The sequence below is a fragment of the Halopseudomonas salegens genome, assembly GCF_900105655.1.
Lineage (GTDB): Bacteria > Pseudomonadota > Gammaproteobacteria > Pseudomonadales > Pseudomonadaceae > Halopseudomonas > Halopseudomonas salegens.
The window spans coordinates 2,774,634-2,793,723 of record NZ_LT629787.1 but is presented as its reverse complement, the minus strand read 5'-3'; the positions used below and the strand labels follow the sequence as shown (position 1 = coordinate 2,793,723).

Here is a 19,090-nt window from a genome sequence, read left to right as displayed (position 1 = left end):
TTATTCGGCGAGGGTGACTACATCGCCGCGCAGCGCGACACCGGCCATGATGGCACCGGCCTGGCACTCGTATTCAGTGCGGGAGACCATCGGGTTGGACTTGTAATAACTTTCAATATTGATGACCGCATTGCCGCCTTCGGTCTTGACCCGATCCTGCAGGCTGATCAGTGCCGACAGCATGACCCACTTGCATGCTTCCTCATCGGACTTGCCAAAGGCATTGGTTTTCTTGTTGGTGACAAAATTGCCATGATCGCGCACTACGCGGGGATGCGGGGTATCCGCAAAGAAAAAGCGGATGTTCGGATCCAGCTTTGCACGGGCATCCGAGGTGTTCATGGCCTCTTCAACCGGCAGCAGGTGTTGGGTATCGCGGGCCTGCGCAGTTCCGATCATGGTGAGGCCGACAAGGGCGATAGCGAGACAAGTCATTCCTTTTTTCATGGTTTTCTCCTGTTGCATACGAGGGCAAATTACCAACGGCGGAATATCAGCGATGTGTTGATACCGCCAAAGGCAAAGTTGTTGCTCATGATGTAATCACAGTCAATTGAGCGTGCTTCATGCATGATCAAATCTATCGGCGCACAGGCCGGGTCTGGATTGTCCAGATTAGCACAGGCGTGGAACCAGCCGGTGCGCAGCATTTCGATGGCGACCCAGGCTTCCAGCGCGCCACAAGCCCCCAGAGTGTGGCCGGTAAAGCTCTTGAAGGCACTTACCGGGACCTTGTTGCCGAAAATAGCATAGGTAGCATGGCTTTCTGCAACATCACCCAGATCAGTGGCAGTCCCATGGGCGCTGATATAGCCAATCCTGTCGGCCGTCAGGCCGGCATCCGCCAGGCTCAGACGCATGGCTTGCTCCATCATCGCGGCATCCGGTTGGGTCACATGCCGGCCGTCGCTGTTGGTGCCGAAGCCGACCAGTTCGGCATAGATGGTTGCCCCGCGTTGTTGGGCATGTTCCAGATCTTCCAGAATCAGTGTGCCGGCCCCTTCACCCACTACCAGGCCGTCCCGCGCGACATCGAATGGACGTGGCGAGAGCTCTGGCGTGTCGTTGCAGGTGCTGGTGGCGAACAGGGTGTCAAACACTGCGTCTTCAGCGGCGGACAGTTCTTCGCAGCCTCCCGCCACCATGGCCAGCTGACGCCCGAAACGAATGGCCTCATAGGCATAGCCGATGCCCTGGCTACCCGAGGTGCAGGCGCTCGAGGTGGTATGTACACGTCCACGAATACCCAGAAAAACGCCGATATTGACCGGTGCCGTATGGGCCATCATGCGGATATAGGAGTTGGCATTGAGACCATCGGTGGACTTGTTGATCAGCATGTTGCCGAAGTCGGCCACCGCATCCGGTTCGCCAGCGGAGGCGCCGTAGGCAATGCCGATGTTGCCGCTGCCAAGAAAGTCAGGATCCAGCAGGCCTGCCTGTTCCAGTGCCAGCTCACTGGCACGGGTTGCCATACGGGCGCCGCGCCCCATGCTGCGCAGGGCGCGGCGGTTGTAATGTCTGGGCAAGGAGAAGTCGTCGACCGGCGCGCCCAGTCGGGTGTGCAGCCCGTCGTATTCGTCCCAGCCGGGCATGAAGCGCACACCGGTACGCAGCTGCTGAAGGTTGGCCTGGATGCTCTGCCAGTCATTGCCGATCGGCGAAAAACCAGCCATACCGGTAACGACCACGCGACGTCCTAACCCATCCTCGCGAAATCCTGCTGACATCAGCACAAGCCTCCATTGACCGCAATTACCTGGCGGGTAATGTAACCGGCATCGGGCGAGCAGAGGAAGCTGACGGTTGCGGCTACTTCCTCGACAGTCCCGGTTCGCCGCATGGGAATGGCCTTCATGGCTTCACCGATCACATGCTCGTCAACCATATCCGTTTCGATCAGGCCGGGAGCGACACAGTTGACGGTAATCTTGCGCTTGGCCAGTTCAATCGCCAGCGCCTTGGCGGCGCCAATCAGCCCCGCCTTGGAAGCACTGTAATTGACCTGACCGCGATTGCCCATGATACCGGAGACCGATGACATGATAACGATGCGTCCGGCCTTGCGACGCTGGATCATCGGCATCACCAAGGGTTTGACAATATTGTAGAAGCCATCGAGGTTGGTGTGGATGACTGAATCCCAGTCATCGTCGCTGAGGGCCGGGAAGGCAGCGTCTGCGGTAATGCCGGCATTGCAGATAATGCCGTAGTAAGGGCCGTGCTGCTCGATATCGTCCAGTAGTGCGCGGTTGGCAGCTTCGCGATCGGCAATATCGAAACAAAGAATGCGTGCCTGGCGGCCAAGGGCGCGAATCTCTTCGGCCACGGCTTCGGCCGCACTGCGTTGCTGCCGGCAATGCAGCACGACATCAAAGCCGTCTTGCGCCAGACGCAAAGCGATGCCGCGACCGATGCCACGGCTGGAACCGGTTACCAGAATGGTATCGGTCATGGTTTTTCTCCTTTTTGCAGAGCCTGCAGGGCATCGGCGTTGGGCGGTTCGTATACGCTGAGGGTGGCGACGGCCAGTTGATTGCCCTCGGCATCCAGCAGGCAGCCATTGAATGCACCCAACCCGTTGTCGGCGCGAAAGTCGGGAATGATCTGCGCCCGGACCGGCTGGTTGAAAGCAAAGTGCAGGGGGTCACAGCGATAGCGCCGCGTCCCCAGCAGAAAACCGATCTGCGGTGCCTGGTTGTGCAGCGCGGATTGTACGCCGGCCCAGGCAGAAACCGCCTGAGCCAGCCATTCGATTCCGACCCAGGCAGGGATGCCTTGCGGACGGGCAAACAGGTTGTTTTCCGTCGGTATCACTTCGGCCAGCAAATAATCATCGTTGACTTCCAGCAGGCGTTCGAGCAGACAGATGTCACCCCTGTGCGGAACATAGGGGGCAACAGGGCAGGGCGTGGAAGGGTAGGCTGCGGTTAAACTCATGCTTCACCCTCCAGCAAAAGTGCTACGTTGTTACCGCCAAAGGCAAAGGCATTGCTCAGGATGACAGGCGTCTCCAAACGTCCCGAGCGGGCCAGGTGAATCGGCGCGAGGTCGGGGTCAACCGGTACATCCAGGGTATGTGGCAGCCGTTCGCCGGCCGCCAGGCCCAGCCAGCAGAATGCGGCTTCCAGGGCGCCGCAGGCGCCGAGGGTATGGCCGGTCAGTGCCTTGGTTGAGCTGCAGGGGATGTCTGCGCCGAACAGCTGGTTGACGACACGGGCTTCCATGCGGTCATTTTGCAGCGTGGCGGTTCCGTGCAGGTTGACGTAACCCACCTCGTTCGCTGCTCTGTTGGCCATTTTCAGGGCCGCTTGCATGGCGCTCAGTGCGCCGCGCCCCTCGGGATGCGGGGCAGAAATGTGATGGGCATCGCTGCTTTCACCCACGCCGCTGAGCTGGATGCCGCCGGATTCCGGGGTCACCAGGAAGAGTGCTGCGGCCTCACCAAGGTTGATGCCTTTGCGAGTGGCGGCAAATGGCTGACAGGGGGCCGGGCTGAGTGCCTCGAGGGCAGCAAAACCGTGCACGGTGAGCGAACAGAGGCTGTCGACCCCACCCGCTATAACGGCATCGCAGAGGCCAGCGCGCAACAACCTTCGCGCGCTGGCGAGCGCGCGGGCACTTGACGTACAGGCCGTCGACAAGGTGTAGACCGGGCCTTTGGCGCCAAGGCGAAGCGCAGCATACTCAGCGGGGGCACCGATTTCCTGACGGGCGTACTGGAAGCCGGCAGGCCACTGCCCGGTCTGAACACGCTCGCCGATTACTTGTTCGGTTTCCGCGATACCCGATGTGCTGGTGCCCAGAACCACACCGATGCGAGCCTGCGGTTGCTGACGCTTGAAGGCATCAACGGCCGGCTGCAGTTGTTGCAAGGCCATTTCCAGCAACTGGTTGTTGCGCGAACGAAAACTCTCGGGCATGTCGCTCAGGTCAGGCAAGGGGTAGTCAACTTCGCCCAGTGACAGGGTTTTTCCGGCCAGCCAGTGACTGTTTCTGGTCAGGCCCCGCTGGCCTGACAGCAAGGCCGCAGTGATCTGTTCATTGCGGTGCCCCAGTGAGCAGACGATGGCCGGAGCGGATAAACGACAGCCCTTAACGGGGTGATGGGTCATGGCAGTTGGCATTCTGTTTCCGAGCGATCAAGCGGCTGCAGATACAAGGTGTATCCTGCCTCGAAGTCTTCAATTATTCGGCATTGTGCCACCGACCGGTGGCGGGAAACCAGCGTACGGCCGCGCCAGATGCGTTTTGTTGCGCCCTGTTCATCGGCATGCCAGCGGCTTCTCTGCCAGTGTTGATTGAGCGTGGCTGCTGGCCATATATCCCAGGCCAGCCGGCTCATCAGCCAGTCGGCGGAAAATGGCGGCTGCCACGCTTGCTGAGTGATAAACCGGCTGCCCTCGGCATCATGCACCAGGGTCAGCAAGCGCTGACCTTCCGCGGTGAGCAGTACCACCCGCAAACTGTCTTCCCCTTGACCGATAGCCACCAACAACTCGTGTTGCTGCTGGTGCTTGATCGTCAGCCGCTGGGTTGGCGGTAGTTCGCCGGGCAGAGTGCTCAAGGCGGGTATGCCCGGCGCCTGCTGAACCAGCGCGCATCCGCTCAGGCTCAGCACTGTCAGCAACATGCCGACCAGTAGACGATTGCCGGTCACTCAGAGTACCTGCTCACTGATGGTTTGCTCCGGGCTTTGACGGCAGGCTTCAGCCAGGCTGGTCAGCCGCCGCGCACTGGCCGCTACGAAAGGGTTTTCCTGGTCCCAGGCATACCCGGCCAATACCGAGCTGATCATCTCCCGGATACGCGGTGACTGCTGCTGATGGAAAATAATGTCTGGCAAGCGGCCGTCGTACCAGGCCAGAACAAATTCCCGGAAGGTTGCGACCCCGCGGCGCAGGGGCTGTTCGAAGGCCAGATCCCAGTCGATGGTTTCTCCCTGCAGCTGACGTTGAACCAGTGGTGCAGCCCTGACGGCGGAATCGAGAGCGATGGTCACGCCGGAAGAAAAGACCGGATCCAGAAACTCGCCGGCATTGCCGAGCATGGCGAACCCGGGGCCATGCAGGCGTTCGACATCCGCCGAATAGCCCTCGAGTCGGCCGGTATCGCGGATCTGTTCCGCCCGGGTCAGCAGGCTGCCCAGACGCGGCTCGGCCTTGATCAGATGCCACAAGCGCTCGCGATCTTCGCTGCCGGCGGCTTCCAGGGTCTCGCGGCTGGCGACCACGCCGACCGAGGCGGTGCCATCGCTGAACGGAATCAGCCAGTACCAGACTCCGGACAGTTCCGGATGCAGACTGATGAGGATTTTGTTGCGGTCATGCTTGGGGCAGTCGATGTGATCGGCGACATGGGTGAACAGGGCGCAGCGCGGATCAAGTACCGAGGGACACGCAAGGCCTGTCTGCCGTGCCAGAATGCGGCCGTAGCCACTGGCGTCCAGGACGAAGCGGCTGACCAGCTGGTAGCAGGAGTCATCTTCACGACGTATTCGCAATTGGGGCTGTTTCTCGTCGGCAACGAAATGCTCGACCAGAGAGCCGAACTCGACCATGGCACCTTTGTCCTGAGCCGCCTGAATCAGGCGCTGATCAAAATCGGCCCGTGGTACCTGCCAGGTGGTGCCGGGCCCTGGGCTGAACTTGTTGCGAAAATCAATGCAGGTTTCGGTTCCGCGCCAGGTGAAAGCGGCCCCGTTTTTGCTCTGATAGCCACCGGCTGTGGCTGCTTCCAGCAAACCGCAGGTGGCCAGATGCTCCATGCACTGGGGCAACAGGCTTTCACCGATCGAAAAGCGGGGGAAGTGTTGCCGCTCGATGACCTTGACGGTGATGCCCTGATTGGCCAGCCAGGCAGCAGCGCCGGCGCCAGAGGGGCCGGCTCCGATGATGGCGACATCAACATGTTCGGTGGTGGATGCTTGGGTGTCGGGTTTGAGTTCCATCTGGTCAGATTCCATGTGTGGTGGCGAGTGGAGGACGGCTGATCAGCGTCAGAATCCAGGCTGAGGACAGGCCGATCAGGCAGGTCAGGCCGAGCTGCTGAAGCGCCGGGGTACTACTGAAAGAAAGTAGCCCGAAAGCGATCAGACTGGAAGCACAAGACAGGGTAATGGCCAGCCAACTGGCCCCTTGCTCCCCGTGTTCGGTATTGAAGATGCCGCTATCCAGGCCGATGCCAAGTACCAACAGCAGACCCAGCAGGTGAAACAGGGTGATGCCCTGCCCAGACCAGCTCAGTATGGTCAGCGTCAGCAGCAAGGCGCCAAACGGTGGCAAGAGCGCACGCCAGGCTTGTCGGCGGTAGCGCCAGAGCAGCAGTGGCAGCAGCAACAGACAGGCGGCCAGCAGCCAATAACTGACGGTGTCGCGCAATTGCCCCAGTTTCTGCCCCAGTGCGGCAACCCGGTCGTGATAGATCTCGCGCTGATGCAGGGCGTCAAGCAACCGCTGTTCGCCCGAGTTGCTCAGATCGCCCAACAGGATCACTGCATGCGTGCCCGCCGATGACTGCCACCACAGATTCTGATCCGGCTCGCCGGCTGCACGTGCCAGCCATTGTTCGGGGAACAGGGGCTGTGACCGTTCCAGCTCGGCATTGATCGGTTGCATCAGTTCGCTGGGCAAGCCGGCCTGCTCAAGCAGCAAGGGCAGTGCTTCAGCATAGGCGTGATTGATCAGGGCATGATCCGCCTGCTGTTGCTGCAAGGATGGCACCCGTTGCGCAATATGACTGAAGGCACTCAGCTCGTCGCTGGCCTGCAGTTCGCTGAGCAGGGGATGCAGTGCTTCCAGGCGCTCCAGCAAGGCTTGCGGCTGCTGCGCTGTCAGCAGCACAAAGCGCTGACCGGATGCTTGCTGCAACCAGTGCATGACCGTTTTCTGCTCGGCAACAAGGCTGTCCGGAGAAGGATTCAGTTGGCGCAGGTCGTTGTTGGGTCGCACGTCCGCAGTGATCAGCAGGAGCGGCAAACCGAGCATCAAGCCAAATGCCAGGGGCGCCTGCCAGCGGGCAGGCAGGCGCAACCGGTTGCAGTGCGCGACCATGCGCTGGTTGCCGCTATGCCCCTGCAACGGCCAGCGGGGCAGCCACAGGCGAGCAGTCAACCAGGCTCCGATCAGTCCCAGCATCAGAAAACAGGCCATCTGCCGCAGGCCCGGTAGAGGAGTCAGCAACTGTGCCAGATAGGCCAGCAGGCTGGATAAAAGCCCCAGTCGCAGTGCCGGCCAGAGTTTATGCAGGGCGCTGTCAGGATGCGTCAGCCGGTAGCATTGCACGTGAAGGGCATAGTCAATGCCGATGCCGATCAGGCTGATGCCGAAAGCCAGGGTCAGCAGATTGAGTCGCGTGAAGATCAGCCAGGTCAATGGCAGGGCAAACAGCACGCCGCACACAACCGGCAACAGCAGGCTAAGCAGGCTGGTCGGTCGGCGAAATACACTCCATAGCAACAGGGTGATCAGCAGCAATGAGCTGCCACCAATAATACTGACCTCCCACTGAGCCTGTTGTGCTGCATGGGCGGCATGAAATACCAGGCCGGCGCGCATGGTCTGCAAGTCGGGGTGCTGCTGCCCGAACTCTGCCAGGGCGTGGCTCAGCCGCTGCTGGGTGTCCATATCATAGGCACTGCCACGGAGTTCAGCGTTGAAGACCAGCCAGTTTTGCGCATTGGCATGCAGCAACGGGTAGCCATCTTGCCACTCTATGCCGGCAGGACGCAGTTGCTCGATCCAGGCCGTCTGCAGAGCAAAGGGGTCTTGCCTGAGATTGCGGCCGCGGCCTGGTGCAAACAGGGATTCGAGCGCATGGTCGGCCCATTCTCTGGCGGGCAGGTCGCGCAGGGTATCAGCCAGCAGATAAGCCATGTGGGGTTGAATGGCCGGCAGCCAATCGTTGCGGGCCTGGCTCTGGTCGTGAATCAACTGCGCTTGTTGCAGCCGGTTTTCCAGGTCGGCGACAGCGGCGCTGGCCTGTTCACCGCTGATCAACAGCAGGAAGCGGTTGCTGCCGAGTTCATCCTGTTGCTGCGCATACTGTTCCAGAAGGGTGTTACGGGTCTCGCTTGGCAGCAAGGCGGTTATGCGGGTATCCCATGCCGCACCGCGCCAGAGTTGAAACACCAGGAGCAAGGTGCTCAGCAGCAATATGATTAGCCACAGAATTGCCCACCGCCGGTTCGACTCAGGGGCCGGCAACATGCTCAGTCAGTCTCCGCGCAGGCGGACGGTGAAAGCTGCAGGTGCAAGCGGTCGCCATCGGCAAACTGCAATTCGATCTGCTCTACCAGCGGCTGGCCGCTGACCCGGATATGCTCCAGCATGCTGCGCAACTCATCGCTGTGTGGCGTCAGCAGCAGGCCATCATTCTGGCTGTCATCAAGCGCGAAATGGTCACTGACTGCGTGGGTATCACCGCTGTGCAATGCATGCATGAAATCGGCAATCAGGCGTTGGTCGATGGCCAGTTCATTATTCTCCGGGTGCAACTGCAGTTGCCGCTCGATGGGTTCGCGCAAATGCCAGATCAGGCCATCATTCTCGCGTCTGAACGTGCCGCGTGCCGCAATGCTCATTTCCAGGTCGGCCAGCCAGCGCTCCTGCTCGAAGCGACCACAGTCAGGCAAGGCAGGCAGTTCACTGGCGCTGACCGCCAGCGACAGCAAGCCCAGCAACAGCATGGCGGTGAAGCGCATCAGGTTTGCTGCTCCTGCCAGGCCAGCAGTCGCTGTTCCAGCACCGGGGGTGAGACCAGGCGCATTTCCTGATCTTCGATACCAACCGCGACCTGAACGGTCCAGGCCCGGTTCAGGCGCTGCCGCGTTTGTGCATCACGAATGGTGTAATCGATTTTGAGCCGGTGCTCCCATTCGGTCAGCCGGGCCTCTATGGCAATTGTCTGGGTAAAGGTTGCCGGTGCGGCATAACGCAGGCGCATATCAATGACGGGCCAGGCGTGGCCAGCCTCGCACATCTGCAGATAGTTGAAGTCGAGCATATCGAGCAACGCGCAACGGGCGATTTCAAGATAGCGAACGTAATGGCCATGCCAGACAACGCGCATCATGTCGACGTCATGGAAGGGGATTTCCAGCTCGATTTCACAGCGCGGTAACGGGCGATCATTCGGCGTCATAGAGTCTCCAGTGGCGATCGAGGATCTGTTGGCAAAGCTGGCGCAGTTCGGCTTCCAGCGCTCGATCCTCACCCAGCCTGGGAAATTGCTGGCGGAACTCGGCAACAAAAGCCGCCAGTTGTTCGGGCACCTCGGGGCTGTCGGGCAGCTGGCTGCGCAACTCCACGCCCTGGCAGGCAGCATGCAGTGTTGCTGCGGTAACCTGCTCGCACAAGGTCAGTACGCGCAACGCATCCCTGGCGGCGATAGTGCCCATGCTGACCTTGTCCTGATTATGGCACTCGGTCGAGCGCGAGAAAACGCTGGCCGGCATGGTCAGCTTGAGCGCTTCTGCGGTCCAGGCCGAGGCACCGATCTGAACCGCCTTGTAGCCATGGTTGAGTGCCGCGCGGGCGGGTTCGGCACCGCTCAGGTTGCTGGGCAGGCCGTGATTGAAACGGGTGTCGACCAGTTGCGCCAGTTGCCGATCGAGCAGGTCGGCAATATTGGCACAGGCTTGCTTCATGCTGTCCATGGTGAAGGCGACATGCCCACCGTAAAAGTGTCCGCCATGCATGACCCGGCCGGCCTCGATATCAATCAATGGATTGTCGTTGGCACTGTTGATCTCGTTTTCGAGAAATTGCCGCCACCAGGGCAGGGCGTCTTCAACCACGCCGATGACATGCGGTGCGCAGCGGGTCGAGTAGCGGTCCTGCAAGCGCGGGGAGTTGCGCGGCGCTACCGGCGCATGCAGATCAGCACGAATACGCGCAGCACAAAGGTTCTGGCCCGGGTGGGGTTTGGCCGCAAACAGCTGCGGGTCGAAATGGTAGGGATTGCCATCAATGGCATAGACGGTCAGTGCCGTGATCCGTGCCGCCAGGCGGCTGAGATAGTCTGCGCGCTGCCAGGCAAAGGTCGCCAAGGCGGTCATCACCGCCGTGCCGTTCATCAGCGCCAGGCCTTCCTTGGGTTTCAGCTGGTAGGGCTGGATACCGCGTTCGGCATAGACCTCGGCGGTGGGTCGGCGTTCTCCGGCAACGTAGATGTCCCGTTCGCCACAGAGCACCGCCGCCAGATAGGACAGGGGAGTCAGGTCTCCACTGGCTCCGACTGAACCTTCCTCGGGAATGACCGGCATCAGATCTTCATTGAGCAGCCAGACCAGCCGTTCAAGCAATTCCATGCTGACGCCTGAGTAACCCCGGCAGAGCGATACCAGTCGAACCGCGACCACCGCACGGGCCATGCTCGGTGACAGTACCTGCCCCAGCCCACAGCCGTGAAAGGTATACAGCTGCTGCGGCAGCAGCGCGAGATCTTCACTGGGTACCGCCCGCGTACAGGAGTCACCGTAGCCGGTGGTCACCCCGTAGATAACGCCGTCCTCGGCAAGCAGTTGTTCAAGAAACTGGTTGCCGGCTTCAATGCGCTGGCGGAATTGCGGGTTGCTGTCGAGACGGACGCTTTGCCCCTGGGCTATGGCGAGAATATCTTCGATGCGCAGGTCGCTGCCGTCGAGAATCAGCGGTTTATCGGGATGTTGCATTGTCGTGCTCGTCATCGTGTATGTGCCAGAAAGGATAAAAATTGAACCATTGCAGTGGCGCTTGATTGACCTGTTGTTCCAGTCGCTGGGCGAACTGTTCGCCGGCAGTATGCAGCCATTGCGCCCGTTCTTGGCGTTTCAGTTGCCGGGTGTCGTCGAAAGGCTCGAAATCAATCCGGAAACGCTCGCCATATCGGACACAGCTGAGGGTGTAGATCGGGCAGCGCAGCAGGCTGGCGAGCAGGAACGGGCCTTCGGGAAACAGTGCTGGAGCGCCAAGAAAATTGTGTGTTCTGCTTCGGCCGCTGCTATGTGGAGTCCGGTCTGCGGCAATAATGACAAAACCACCGCGGGAAATCAGCGCATCCAGCTTCTGTGCCGTTGCCGGTGTGATCTGGCTGACCTCGAGAATGTCTGGCCGGCGTCGCCCGGAGACCTGTTCGATCAGTTGATTGAATTTCCCGGCATTGGCGGTGTGCATCAGGATGGTGATTTCCAGGTCCGGATGCCGTTCGGTCAGCGCACTGGCAATGTCGAGGTTGCCGTGATGGGCAACCAGCACCAGGCCACCCTGGCCTCCGGCCACCGCGCGGGAAAAGTCGCTGAGCCCTGTGCCGCAGATCAGATCATCGTTGACGCCGCGACTCCAGGCACGAATCTTGTCCATCAGGCTGGCGCCAAAGGCGAGAAAATGACGGTAACTCAACCAATGGCAATACAGGCGCCTGCTGCGCAGGGCCGGGTTCTGGCGCTGCAGATATTCGCGCGAGGCTTTTCTGGCCAGCGGGTGGCTGATGAAATACCAGAGAATCACCGGCATCAGCACCAGTTGAAAGGGCCAGCGACCGAACCAGCGATCAATGGTGATCATGATCCGCATGCCCAGGAGTGAGCCGCGTTCGCCGATCTGTGCCCAATGCTGATTCATGCCCGGCTCCGTCGCAGCTTGCGCGCCAATAGTCGGGGCAGGCGCAGGAGCATGCCGAAAAACAGCCGGGTATGCATGCGGGTAAGCAGCAGGTTGTCACGCCAGAGGCGGAAATGGCTGATGCCGTCAGCGGGGTAACGTACATGGACCGGCAGGTTGCAGACGGCATGCCCGGCCCAGTGCCAGCGCACCAGTACCTCGGTATCGAAGTCCATCCGATTGCCACAGCTATGCCGTTCAAGCATGGGTATCAATGCATCAAGGGGGTACAGGCGGGCGCCGCACATGGTGTCCTTGATGTCCAGCGACAGGGTATTGATCCAGACCCAGATATGGGTGGCGTAGCGGCCGTAGAAGCGCAGCCGCGAGACACTGTCATCATACTGCGGATAACCGGCAATCAGCGCATTCGGTTGCTGCTGCATACCCTCGAGAAAGGCCTGCAGGTCGGCTATGTCATGCTGGCCGTCGGCATCCACCTGCAGGGCGTGGGTGAAACCCTGGCGTTGGGCAGCAAACAGGCCGGTCCGAACAGCCGCCCCCTTGCCGGCATTGTGTGGCAGACGCAACAAGCTGTGACCCTGGTTGGCCTGCAACTCATCGAGTACTGCCGCACAGGCAGGATCGGAACCGTCATCTACCAGGAGAATCGGCAGATCATAGACGGCGAGCTCCTGACACACGGCAGCGATCGTTTGCGGATGGTTGTATACCGGAATCAGAAAGCAGGGTTGCAGAGTACTCATGCGCTCGTTTCCGCCCGGCGCTTGAGTGTTCCACTGCTATGGCGCCCCTCGCAGGAGTCGAAGCTGAAACGCAGGGCGCTGGCGCTGAGCTCCAGTTCCAGGGTGAATCGCATGCCCGGGCGCAGCGGCTGCTGGAATTTGAGACGGTCCATGTCGGCGACCTGACAGCAGCAGGCAAATTGCTCTTCCGCCAGGTCGATGGCCCATTGAATCTGCACCACGCCGGGAACCAGTGAGTAACTGTCGAAGTGGCCTTCCAGATATACCAGGTGTTCGGGGACTTCCAGTTCCAGCCTGGCGTGGTGCGGAGACAGGGTTGTCAGTCCAAGCCAGCGGGGGCGCGTTCTGTCATGCCGGTCGGCAAAGAGTTTTTCCAGCAGGCTGCGGTCAAGCTTGCCCTGAGCATTGCTGGGCAGCTGGCGGACAAACCGCCATAGCCGCGGAATGGCGATCGGCTCCAGCGACTGAGCAAGCTGGTGCCGCAGCTGCCGGGTCAGTTGCAGGCGCTGCTCGCGGTAATGAGGCAGGCAGCTGTCCTCCATTGCCACCACGGCAACCAGGCGGCCATCACGTTCATCCAGGCTGGAGCAGCAGGCGGTCAGTACGCCGGTTGCCTGCTGCAGGTCGTGTTCGATCCGGGTCAGTGAGATGCGTTTGCCGCCAACCTTGGCAATGCGGTCGGCGCGCCCCAGGAGCTGAAAGCCCTGCTCTGTCGGCTGGGCATGATCGCTGTGCCGCCACCATTGTTCAGGCTCGGCGAGAAAGGGCGAGCGAATGGCAAGGCAAGGCTGAGTAAAGTCGAGCTCGACTCCGGGCAGTGGTCGCCAGTCGGCCCGGCGGGATTGTTGTCGCCAGGCAATGCCACCGGTCTCGGTACTGCCGTAGATTTCAATGACCGGCGCCTGCAACAGGCTTTCACAGCGCTGTGCATCGGTTGATGCCAGGGGGGCACCAGAGGAAAAGAGTCGGTCTGGCGGTGCGTTCCAGTCCAGGTTCTCGGGGAGCCGCGACAGTACCGAGGGTGAGCTGATCACCGTGGCCTGCAGTGTGGCAGCGCTGGCTTCCTGCAGGCGTTTGAGCAGCACTTCGGGGTAGTGGCTGGTATTGCCACAGAAAGGCGTGCCACTGCACAACGGGTGCAGCAGTCCGGTCAGCAGACCATAAATATGCTGATGGCTGACCTGTGAAATGACGGCGGCGCCAGTACCCAGCGGCCACAGCCGCGATTGCACCTGGAGTTCGGCATCCAGCTGCTCGAGCCGTTTCGGCAAGGCAACCGGCAGACCGCTACTGCCGGAGGTGAACAGAATAACGGCTGGATGGGACGGCGACAGTTGCCGGGGAATGTCGACGGCGCCGTCTGCCGGATATTCCGGCGGCAAGGCCGGCAGGTTGCCGGAGACCAGTTCTTCGATGCGCTGCAGGGTGTCGGGCCGGTCGTCGGCGGGCAGCACCGCGCTGCGCCCGCTTTCCCACAGTGCCAGCAGGGCCGCGGTGAAGTGCAGCGGGTCACGATTGATCAACAACCAGTTGCCGTCCGGCTGCCCGTGCAGCCAGGCGTGCCATCGATCAATCAAGCGGTTCAGTTCGGCCAGATTGACCCAGGCAGGCCCCGGGGAAGGGGAGTTGGCCGCACACCGGCGCCAGGGCATTTCATGCAGTGGGGTAAAACTCATTTCGCCTCCTGGCGCAGCCGGTGCCGAAGCATCCATTCACCGGCAAACATGATACCGATCAGGATGTAGCTGATGACACCGTTATACAGCGCCCAGGTGCTGAGCTCGGCGTACAGGGCAGTCCAGGCCGCGAGGCTACCGTTGACTATAAAGAACAGACACCAGGCCTGGGTGACTCTGCGGGTATAGGCCACGGCGGCTGCCGGGAGGTCAGGCTCCTGCAGCCGGGCGAACTGTTCGACCAGCGGCTGGCCGTGCAGCAGGCTGCTGCCGAACACTCCCAGCATGATCAGGTTGACGGCTACCGGGTAGGCGCGCACTCCCAGTTCGGCATGGCCGAGCAGCCCCAGGCCAACCAGTCCGACAGCGCAGAAAACGGCAATGCCGCGCGCCTGTGGCAGGCGCCAGGCAAGTAGCAGGGCACCGGCGATCAAAAGCGGCCAGGGCCCCAGCCAGGCGTGTCCGAAATAGACGACCAATGGCCAGCACGCCAGCAAGATGCCAAGCAGAATGCGCAGTGTCACGGGCATGCAGTTCAGTTGGCCATCAGGCCGGCTACCGCGTCTATAACATCATCAACTGTACGCACGGCCTTGAAGTTTTCCGGGTTGACCCGCTTGCCGGTGACGCGCTTGAGTTCGACCACCAGATCGACGGCGTCGATACTGTCGATATCAAGGTCTTCGTACAGTTTCGCTTGCGGGGTGATGTCGTCGGCATCCAGTTCAAACAGGTCGACCAGTATGCGACGCAATTCGTCCAGGATCTGCTCACGACTTTGCAGTGCGTCAGTTGCCATCATGCGCCTCCACAAGTGCTACCAGACTGTTGATGCTGGCAAAATGGGTGCGAGTGCTTTCATCTTCAGCGTCCAGTTTAATGCCATAACGCTTTTGCAGCGCCAGGCCTATTTCCAGCGCGTCAATCGAGTCCAGCCCCAAGCCTTCACCGAACAGGGGGGCGTCAGCTTCGATATCGTCAGGCTGAATATCTTCCAGTTCCAGCACGTCGATGATCATCTGCTTGATTTCCTGGGTACGCTTCGGGGTGTCGCTCATGATTGAACTGCTCCATTTCTCGAATAAAATAATCATTCAGCCAGTGCGTCAGGCCCTTTGCGCCATGCCGGTTACAGGGCCATTCGTCGGTCAGATGATCATGCAGGGTCGGTAGAACCTTGAAGTGCATGAAAACCTGCTTGCGGGGGATGTGATACCAGGGTTCCCCCTTGGTCAGCGTGGTCGGGCTGCAGCTGATCAGTACAGGTGTAACAGGTGGCCGGGTATGCAGGGCGATATTCGCTGCGCCGCGGCGAAAGCGCAGCGGCCTTCCGGGTACCGTGCGCGTGCCTTCCGGGAACACGACCAGTGAGTTGCCCCGGGCCAGGCTGCTGCGTGCGGCTTCCAGGACTTGCTGGGGGTCGGTGTTGGTAATGAATCCGGCGACCCGAATGGGTCCCCGGGTAAAAATATTCCGCGCCAGGTGGCCGTTGACCACGCAATCGGCATTGGGCACATTGGCGACCAGAAATATCACATCAATCAATGATGGGTGATTGGCGATGATCAGGTGGCCGCGCTGGTTGAGTAGCTCTTGATTGTCAATCCGGTAGTCCAGTACCCCGCAACAGCGCATCACTCCAATAAAGCCGCGAAAAGCCAGCTGGATCAGCTTGCGCCCGTAATGGTGCCGACGCTCGATGCCGGGTATCAGCAGCATCGGGTAGCTGAGCAGGGTGATCAGCAACCCGCCAAGGCCAAAAACACTGAATGACAATGCCGTGCCGACACCGCGCTTGAGCTGGTCAACTGTCATAACGAGCCCAGAGTCCAGAGGGCGCGTGCCGGCAACTCGGCTGAAGGTGTTTCAAGCCATTCAAGCACATCGATCGGGCCGGGATTGCCGACATCGGGGGCAGCTGTCCGACACAGGGGTTGCCCGCTACTCAAGGTCAGTCGCAAACCAACCGCACAGGCGTGCCGGGGTTGTGAAAGATGCCCGGACAACAGCACAGGCGCTGCATCGTCACTCAACAGCACAACGACTGCGGGATGGCCGTCATGCAGGTAACCTGCCGCTTCTTCCATGGCCGCATCGAACTCGCCGCCGCGAGCAGCGAGAGCCTGCATGCTGTTTTGATTGCCGCTGGCAATGGAATAGACGCCCAGCACCGCGTTATGCACCGAGAGGGAAAACCGGGCAGGCGATGCATGGCCATCACTGACGATGTCACTCAGCAGCGTCAGGGATGTCTGCAAGTCACCATGGCGTGACGCATGAATAACCGGCAAGTCAGCATTCGGGATCAGCTGGTTGAGGATTTCGCAGCAGGCACGGCCCTGCGCGTTCAAGCGACGCTTGAGCATGGGCGGCAAGGATTGGCCTGACAGCGCGGTAGTCTGGCCATTTGCCGAGCGGAAGGCTGCCGAAGGCGCATTACTCCATGCAACCCAGTCTTCTATGTGGGCAAGCTTTTCCATACTCAAACTATTTTCGGGCAAGAGGTTGCAAATTGTAACTTACCGGGAAGGGGGGTCAACCTGAGTTCAACAGGTGACGGGCTTTTCGTGAGAATTAAAGCCGGTTTCCGGTTGGTTTTCAGCAGCTACAGCAATGAGGGGATAAAGCTGGAACCATCCGAGAAGATCAGATGGTGCCTCGGGGGAGAATCGAACTCCCACTCTGTCACCAGAAACGGATTTTGAATCCGCCGCGTCTACCAATTCCGCCACCGAGGCCTGTACTGAAGGCTGGCGCGGAGTATACGAACCCTGATTCGGGTGGTCAATCCTTTGCGTGGTGAGTGGAACGCTTTTCCGTTAAGATACTCGCCCTTTTTTCAGCTGGATGAAGCGCCTGCCATGCGTGTGCGTGATTTTCACTTTGAACTGCCTGAACGCTTGATCGCCCACCATCCGCTGGCGGAGCGGCGTGGGAGCCGCTTGTTGTGTCTGGATGGGCCGACCGGCGCCCTGGCGCATCGGCAGTTTGTTGATTTGCTGGACCAACTGCAGCCGGGCGATCTGATGGTGTTCAACAACACTCGGGTCATACCGGCGCGCCTGTTTGGTCGCAAGGCCACGGGTGGGCAGCTGGAAATTCTCGTCGAGCGGGTGCTGGACAGTCATCGGGTGCTGGCCCATGTGCGAGCCAGCAAGTCACCCAAACCGGGTAGCGAGATCCTGCTGGAAGATGGCAGCCGGGTGGAGATGCTGGGGCGTAAAGATGCGCTGTTCGAGCTGGGCTTTGCTGATGAGGTGTTGCCGCTGCTGGAGCGTATCGGGCATATGCCGTTGCCGCCTTATATCGATCGTCCGGACGAAACGGCTGACCGTGAGCGCTATCAGACGGTGTACGCTCAGAAAGCGGGTGCTGTGGCAGCGCCGACGGCGGGCCTGCATTTTGACAAGGCGCTGCTGGCAGCAATCAAGACCAAAGGCGTTGAGATGGCAGAAGTCACTTTGCATGTTGGCGCCGGTACTTTTCAGCCGGTGCGTGTGGAGCGGATCGAAGAGCACCATATGCACAGTGAGTGGCTTGACGTCAGCCCGGAGGTGGTTGCCGCCGTCGATGCCTGCAAGGCGCGCGGTGGACGGGTGATCGCGGTAGGTACGACCAGCGTGCGTTCACTGGAAACGGCAGCGCAATCCGGTACTTTGCAGCCCTTCAGTGGTGATACCGATATTTTCCTCTATCCGGGTCGGCCCTTTCATGTGGTCGATGCCCTGGTCACCAACTTTCATTTGCCCGAGTCGACCTTGCTGATGCTGGTGTCGGCCTTTGCCGGCTATCCGGAAACCATGGCGGCATATGCCGCCGCCGTGGACCAAGGATACCGTTTTTTCAGTTACGGGGATGCCATGTTCATTACCCGCAATCCGGCGCCGAGCGGCCCCGAGGATGTGTCATGAGTGATATGCAATTCGAATTGTTGGCTACGGACGGCAAAGCGCGCCGCGGCCGGCTGACCTTTCCCCGTGGTACCGTGGAAACCCCGGCCTTTATGCCGGTGGGCACCTACGGCACGGTCAAGGGTATGTTGCCGCGTGATGTGGCGGCCATTGGTGCCGACATCATTCTGGGCAATACCTTTCACCTGTGGCTGCGCCCGGGTACCCAGGTGATTCAGGAACATGGCGATCTGCATGATTTCATGCAGTGGCAAGGGCCGATTCTGACCGACTCCGGCGGCTTTCAGGTGTTCAGCCTGGGGGCTATGCGCAAGATCAAGGAGGAGGGCGTGTACTTCTCCTCACCGGTCGACGGCGCCAAGGTGTTCATGGGGCCGGAAGAGTCGATGCAGGTACAGCGTGAACTGGGCTCGGACATTGTGATGATCTTTGACGAGTGCACGCCCTATCCGGCGGAGCATGATGTTGCTGCGCGCTCGATGGAGCTGTCGCTGCGCTGGGCGCAGCGCTCGAAGAATGCCCACGAGGGCAATCCGTCGGCCCTCTTCGGCATCGTTCAGGGTGGTATGTATCAGGATCTGCGCCTGCGCTCGCTCGAGGGGCTGGACAAGATCGGCTTTGACGGTCTGGCAATCGGTGGTCTGTCGGTGGGTGAGCCCAAGGAAGAGATGATCAAGGTGCTGGATTATCTGCCTGGTCAGATGCCGGCGGACAAGCCGCGCTATCTGATGGGGGTCGGCAAGCCTCAGGACCTGGTTGAAGGTGTGCGTCGGGGTGTGGATATGTTCGACTGCGTGATGCCGACGCGCAATGCGCGCAACGGGCATCTGTTTATCGACAGCGGTGTGATCAAGATTCGCAACGCCGTGCATCGGCATGACCAGAATCCGCTGGACGCGGCTTGTGACTGTTATACCTGCCAGCACTTTTCCCGGGCTTATCTGCACCATCTCGACAAGTGTGGCGAGATGCTCGGCAGCATGCTCAACACGATCCATAACCTGCGGCATTATCAGCGGCTTATGGCCGGTTTGCGTGGTGCCATCCAACAGGGTACATTGAGCGACTTTGTGGACGACTTCTACGCCCGACTCGGTCTGCCGGTTCCGCCGCTAGCGACTTGAATTGCGCCCGGATTGCCCCATTAACCTTTTCTA

Annotated in this window: 21 protein-coding genes and 1 tRNA gene; 2 read left to right on the top strand and 20 right to left on the bottom strand. The window is 60.4% G+C overall.

Annotation, left to right across the window (positions count from 1 at the left end; genetic code table 11):
• The 20 genes from BLU07_RS12895 to BLU07_RS12800 form a co-directional block, all read right to left on the bottom strand.
• A complete protein-coding gene (locus BLU07_RS12895; RefSeq protein WP_197675009.1) occupies positions 1-447 on the bottom strand; it encodes a hypothetical protein in 447 nt (148 codons plus the stop codon).
• Between the two features lie 29 nt (positions 448-476).
• Positions 477-1,730 carry a beta-ketoacyl-ACP synthase gene (locus BLU07_RS12890; protein ID WP_092387564.1) on the bottom strand — a complete coding sequence of 418 codons (1,254 nt, stop codon included), beginning with the start codon at positions 1,728-1,730 and terminating at the stop codon, positions 477-479.
• Complete coding sequence (gene fabG / locus BLU07_RS12885) at positions 1,730-2,455, bottom strand: 3-oxoacyl-ACP reductase FabG (RefSeq protein WP_092387562.1); 726 nt, start codon at positions 2,453-2,455, stop codon at positions 1,730-1,732. The genes BLU07_RS12890 and fabG overlap by 1 nt, the downstream gene beginning before the upstream one ends.
• A complete protein-coding gene (locus tag BLU07_RS12880) occupies positions 2,452-2,940 on the bottom strand; it encodes an ApeP family dehydratase (protein WP_092387560.1) in 489 nt (162 codons plus the stop codon). The genes fabG and BLU07_RS12880 overlap by 4 nt, the downstream gene beginning before the upstream one ends.
• The gene (locus tag BLU07_RS12875; RefSeq protein ID WP_092387558.1) at positions 2,937-4,127 is read right to left on the bottom strand and encodes a beta-ketoacyl-ACP synthase; all 1,191 of its coding nucleotides are present in this window, start codon (positions 4,125-4,127) and stop codon (positions 2,937-2,939) included. The genes BLU07_RS12880 and BLU07_RS12875 overlap by 4 nt, the downstream gene beginning before the upstream one ends.
• Positions 4,112-4,660 carry a DUF3261 domain-containing protein gene (locus BLU07_RS12870; protein ID WP_092387556.1) on the bottom strand — a complete coding sequence of 183 codons (549 nt, stop codon included), beginning with the start codon at positions 4,658-4,660 and terminating at the stop codon, positions 4,112-4,114. Before BLU07_RS12870 ends, BLU07_RS12875 begins: the two co-directional genes overlap by 16 nt.
• Entirely contained in the window at positions 4,661-5,950 is a 1,290-nt protein-coding gene (locus BLU07_RS12865; protein WP_092387554.1) for an NAD(P)/FAD-dependent oxidoreductase, read from the bottom strand.
• Positions 5,951-5,954: 4 nt separating this feature from the next.
• Positions 5,955-8,153 (bottom strand): MMPL family transporter, encoded by a 2,199-nt coding sequence (locus tag BLU07_RS12860; RefSeq protein WP_197675008.1) that lies wholly within the window; start codon positions 8,151-8,153, stop codon positions 5,955-5,957.
• Positions 8,154-8,209: 56 nt separating this feature from the next.
• The gene (locus BLU07_RS12855; protein WP_092387550.1) at positions 8,210-8,701 is read right to left on the bottom strand and encodes a LolA-like protein; all 492 of its coding nucleotides are present in this window, start codon (positions 8,699-8,701) and stop codon (positions 8,210-8,212) included.
• Positions 8,701-9,141, bottom strand: coding sequence for an acyl-CoA thioesterase (locus tag BLU07_RS12850; protein WP_092387548.1), 441 nt, complete (start codon positions 9,139-9,141; stop codon positions 8,701-8,703). Before BLU07_RS12850 ends, BLU07_RS12855 begins: the two co-directional genes overlap by 1 nt.
• Positions 9,128-10,687, bottom strand: coding sequence for an HAL/PAL/TAL family ammonia-lyase (locus BLU07_RS12845; protein WP_092387546.1), 1,560 nt, complete (start codon positions 10,685-10,687; stop codon positions 9,128-9,130). Before BLU07_RS12845 ends, BLU07_RS12850 begins: the two co-directional genes overlap by 14 nt.
• Positions 10,656-11,600, bottom strand: coding sequence for an LpxL/LpxP family acyltransferase (locus BLU07_RS12840; RefSeq protein WP_092387544.1), 945 nt, complete (start codon positions 11,598-11,600; stop codon positions 10,656-10,658). Before BLU07_RS12840 ends, BLU07_RS12845 begins: the two co-directional genes overlap by 32 nt.
• Positions 11,597-12,346: a glycosyltransferase family 2 protein gene (locus BLU07_RS12835; RefSeq protein WP_092387542.1), complete on the bottom strand. Its 750-nt coding sequence runs from the start codon at positions 12,344-12,346 to the stop codon at positions 11,597-11,599. Before BLU07_RS12835 ends, BLU07_RS12840 begins: the two co-directional genes overlap by 4 nt.
• A complete protein-coding gene (locus tag BLU07_RS12830) occupies positions 12,343-14,022 on the bottom strand; it encodes an AMP-binding protein (RefSeq protein ID WP_092387540.1) in 1,680 nt (559 codons plus the stop codon). Before BLU07_RS12830 ends, BLU07_RS12835 begins: the two co-directional genes overlap by 4 nt.
• Positions 14,019-14,552, bottom strand: coding sequence for a COG4648 family protein (locus tag BLU07_RS12825; RefSeq protein WP_092387538.1), 534 nt, complete (start codon positions 14,550-14,552; stop codon positions 14,019-14,021). The genes BLU07_RS12830 and BLU07_RS12825 overlap by 4 nt, the downstream gene beginning before the upstream one ends.
• A 5-nt stretch (positions 14,553-14,557) precedes the next feature.
• Complete coding sequence (locus BLU07_RS12820; protein ID WP_172830144.1) at positions 14,558-14,806, bottom strand: acyl carrier protein; 249 nt, start codon at positions 14,804-14,806, stop codon at positions 14,558-14,560.
• A gap of 4 nt (positions 14,807-14,810) precedes the next feature.
• Entirely contained in the window at positions 14,811-15,080 is a 270-nt protein-coding gene (locus tag BLU07_RS12815) for a phosphopantetheine-binding protein (protein WP_092387534.1), read from the bottom strand.
• Positions 15,001-15,837, bottom strand: coding sequence for a lysophospholipid acyltransferase family protein (locus BLU07_RS12810; protein ID WP_092387532.1), 837 nt, complete (start codon positions 15,835-15,837; stop codon positions 15,001-15,003). The genes BLU07_RS12815 and BLU07_RS12810 overlap by 80 nt, the downstream gene beginning before the upstream one ends.
• Positions 15,834-16,502 carry a beta-ketoacyl synthase chain length factor gene (locus tag BLU07_RS12805; RefSeq protein ID WP_092387530.1) on the bottom strand — a complete coding sequence of 223 codons (669 nt, stop codon included), beginning with the start codon at positions 16,500-16,502 and terminating at the stop codon, positions 15,834-15,836. Before BLU07_RS12805 ends, BLU07_RS12810 begins: the two co-directional genes overlap by 4 nt.
• A 171-nt stretch (positions 16,503-16,673) precedes the next feature.
• Positions 16,674-16,760, bottom strand: a tRNA-Leu gene (locus BLU07_RS12800).
• Between the two features lie 123 nt (positions 16,761-16,883).
• On the opposite strand from BLU07_RS12800, the gene queA reads away from it, so the two are divergent.
• On the top strand, positions 16,884-17,933 hold the full coding sequence (gene queA / locus BLU07_RS12795) for a tRNA preQ1(34) S-adenosylmethionine ribosyltransferase-isomerase QueA (RefSeq protein ID WP_092387528.1): 1,050 nt from the start codon (positions 16,884-16,886) through the stop codon (positions 17,931-17,933).
• A 5-nt stretch (positions 17,934-17,938) separates the two neighbouring features.
• On the top strand, positions 17,939-19,057 hold the full coding sequence (tgt, locus tag BLU07_RS12790; RefSeq protein ID WP_092389847.1) for a tRNA guanosine(34) transglycosylase Tgt: 1,119 nt from the start codon (positions 17,939-17,941) through the stop codon (positions 19,055-19,057).
• Positions 19,058-19,090 lie beyond the last annotated feature (33 nt).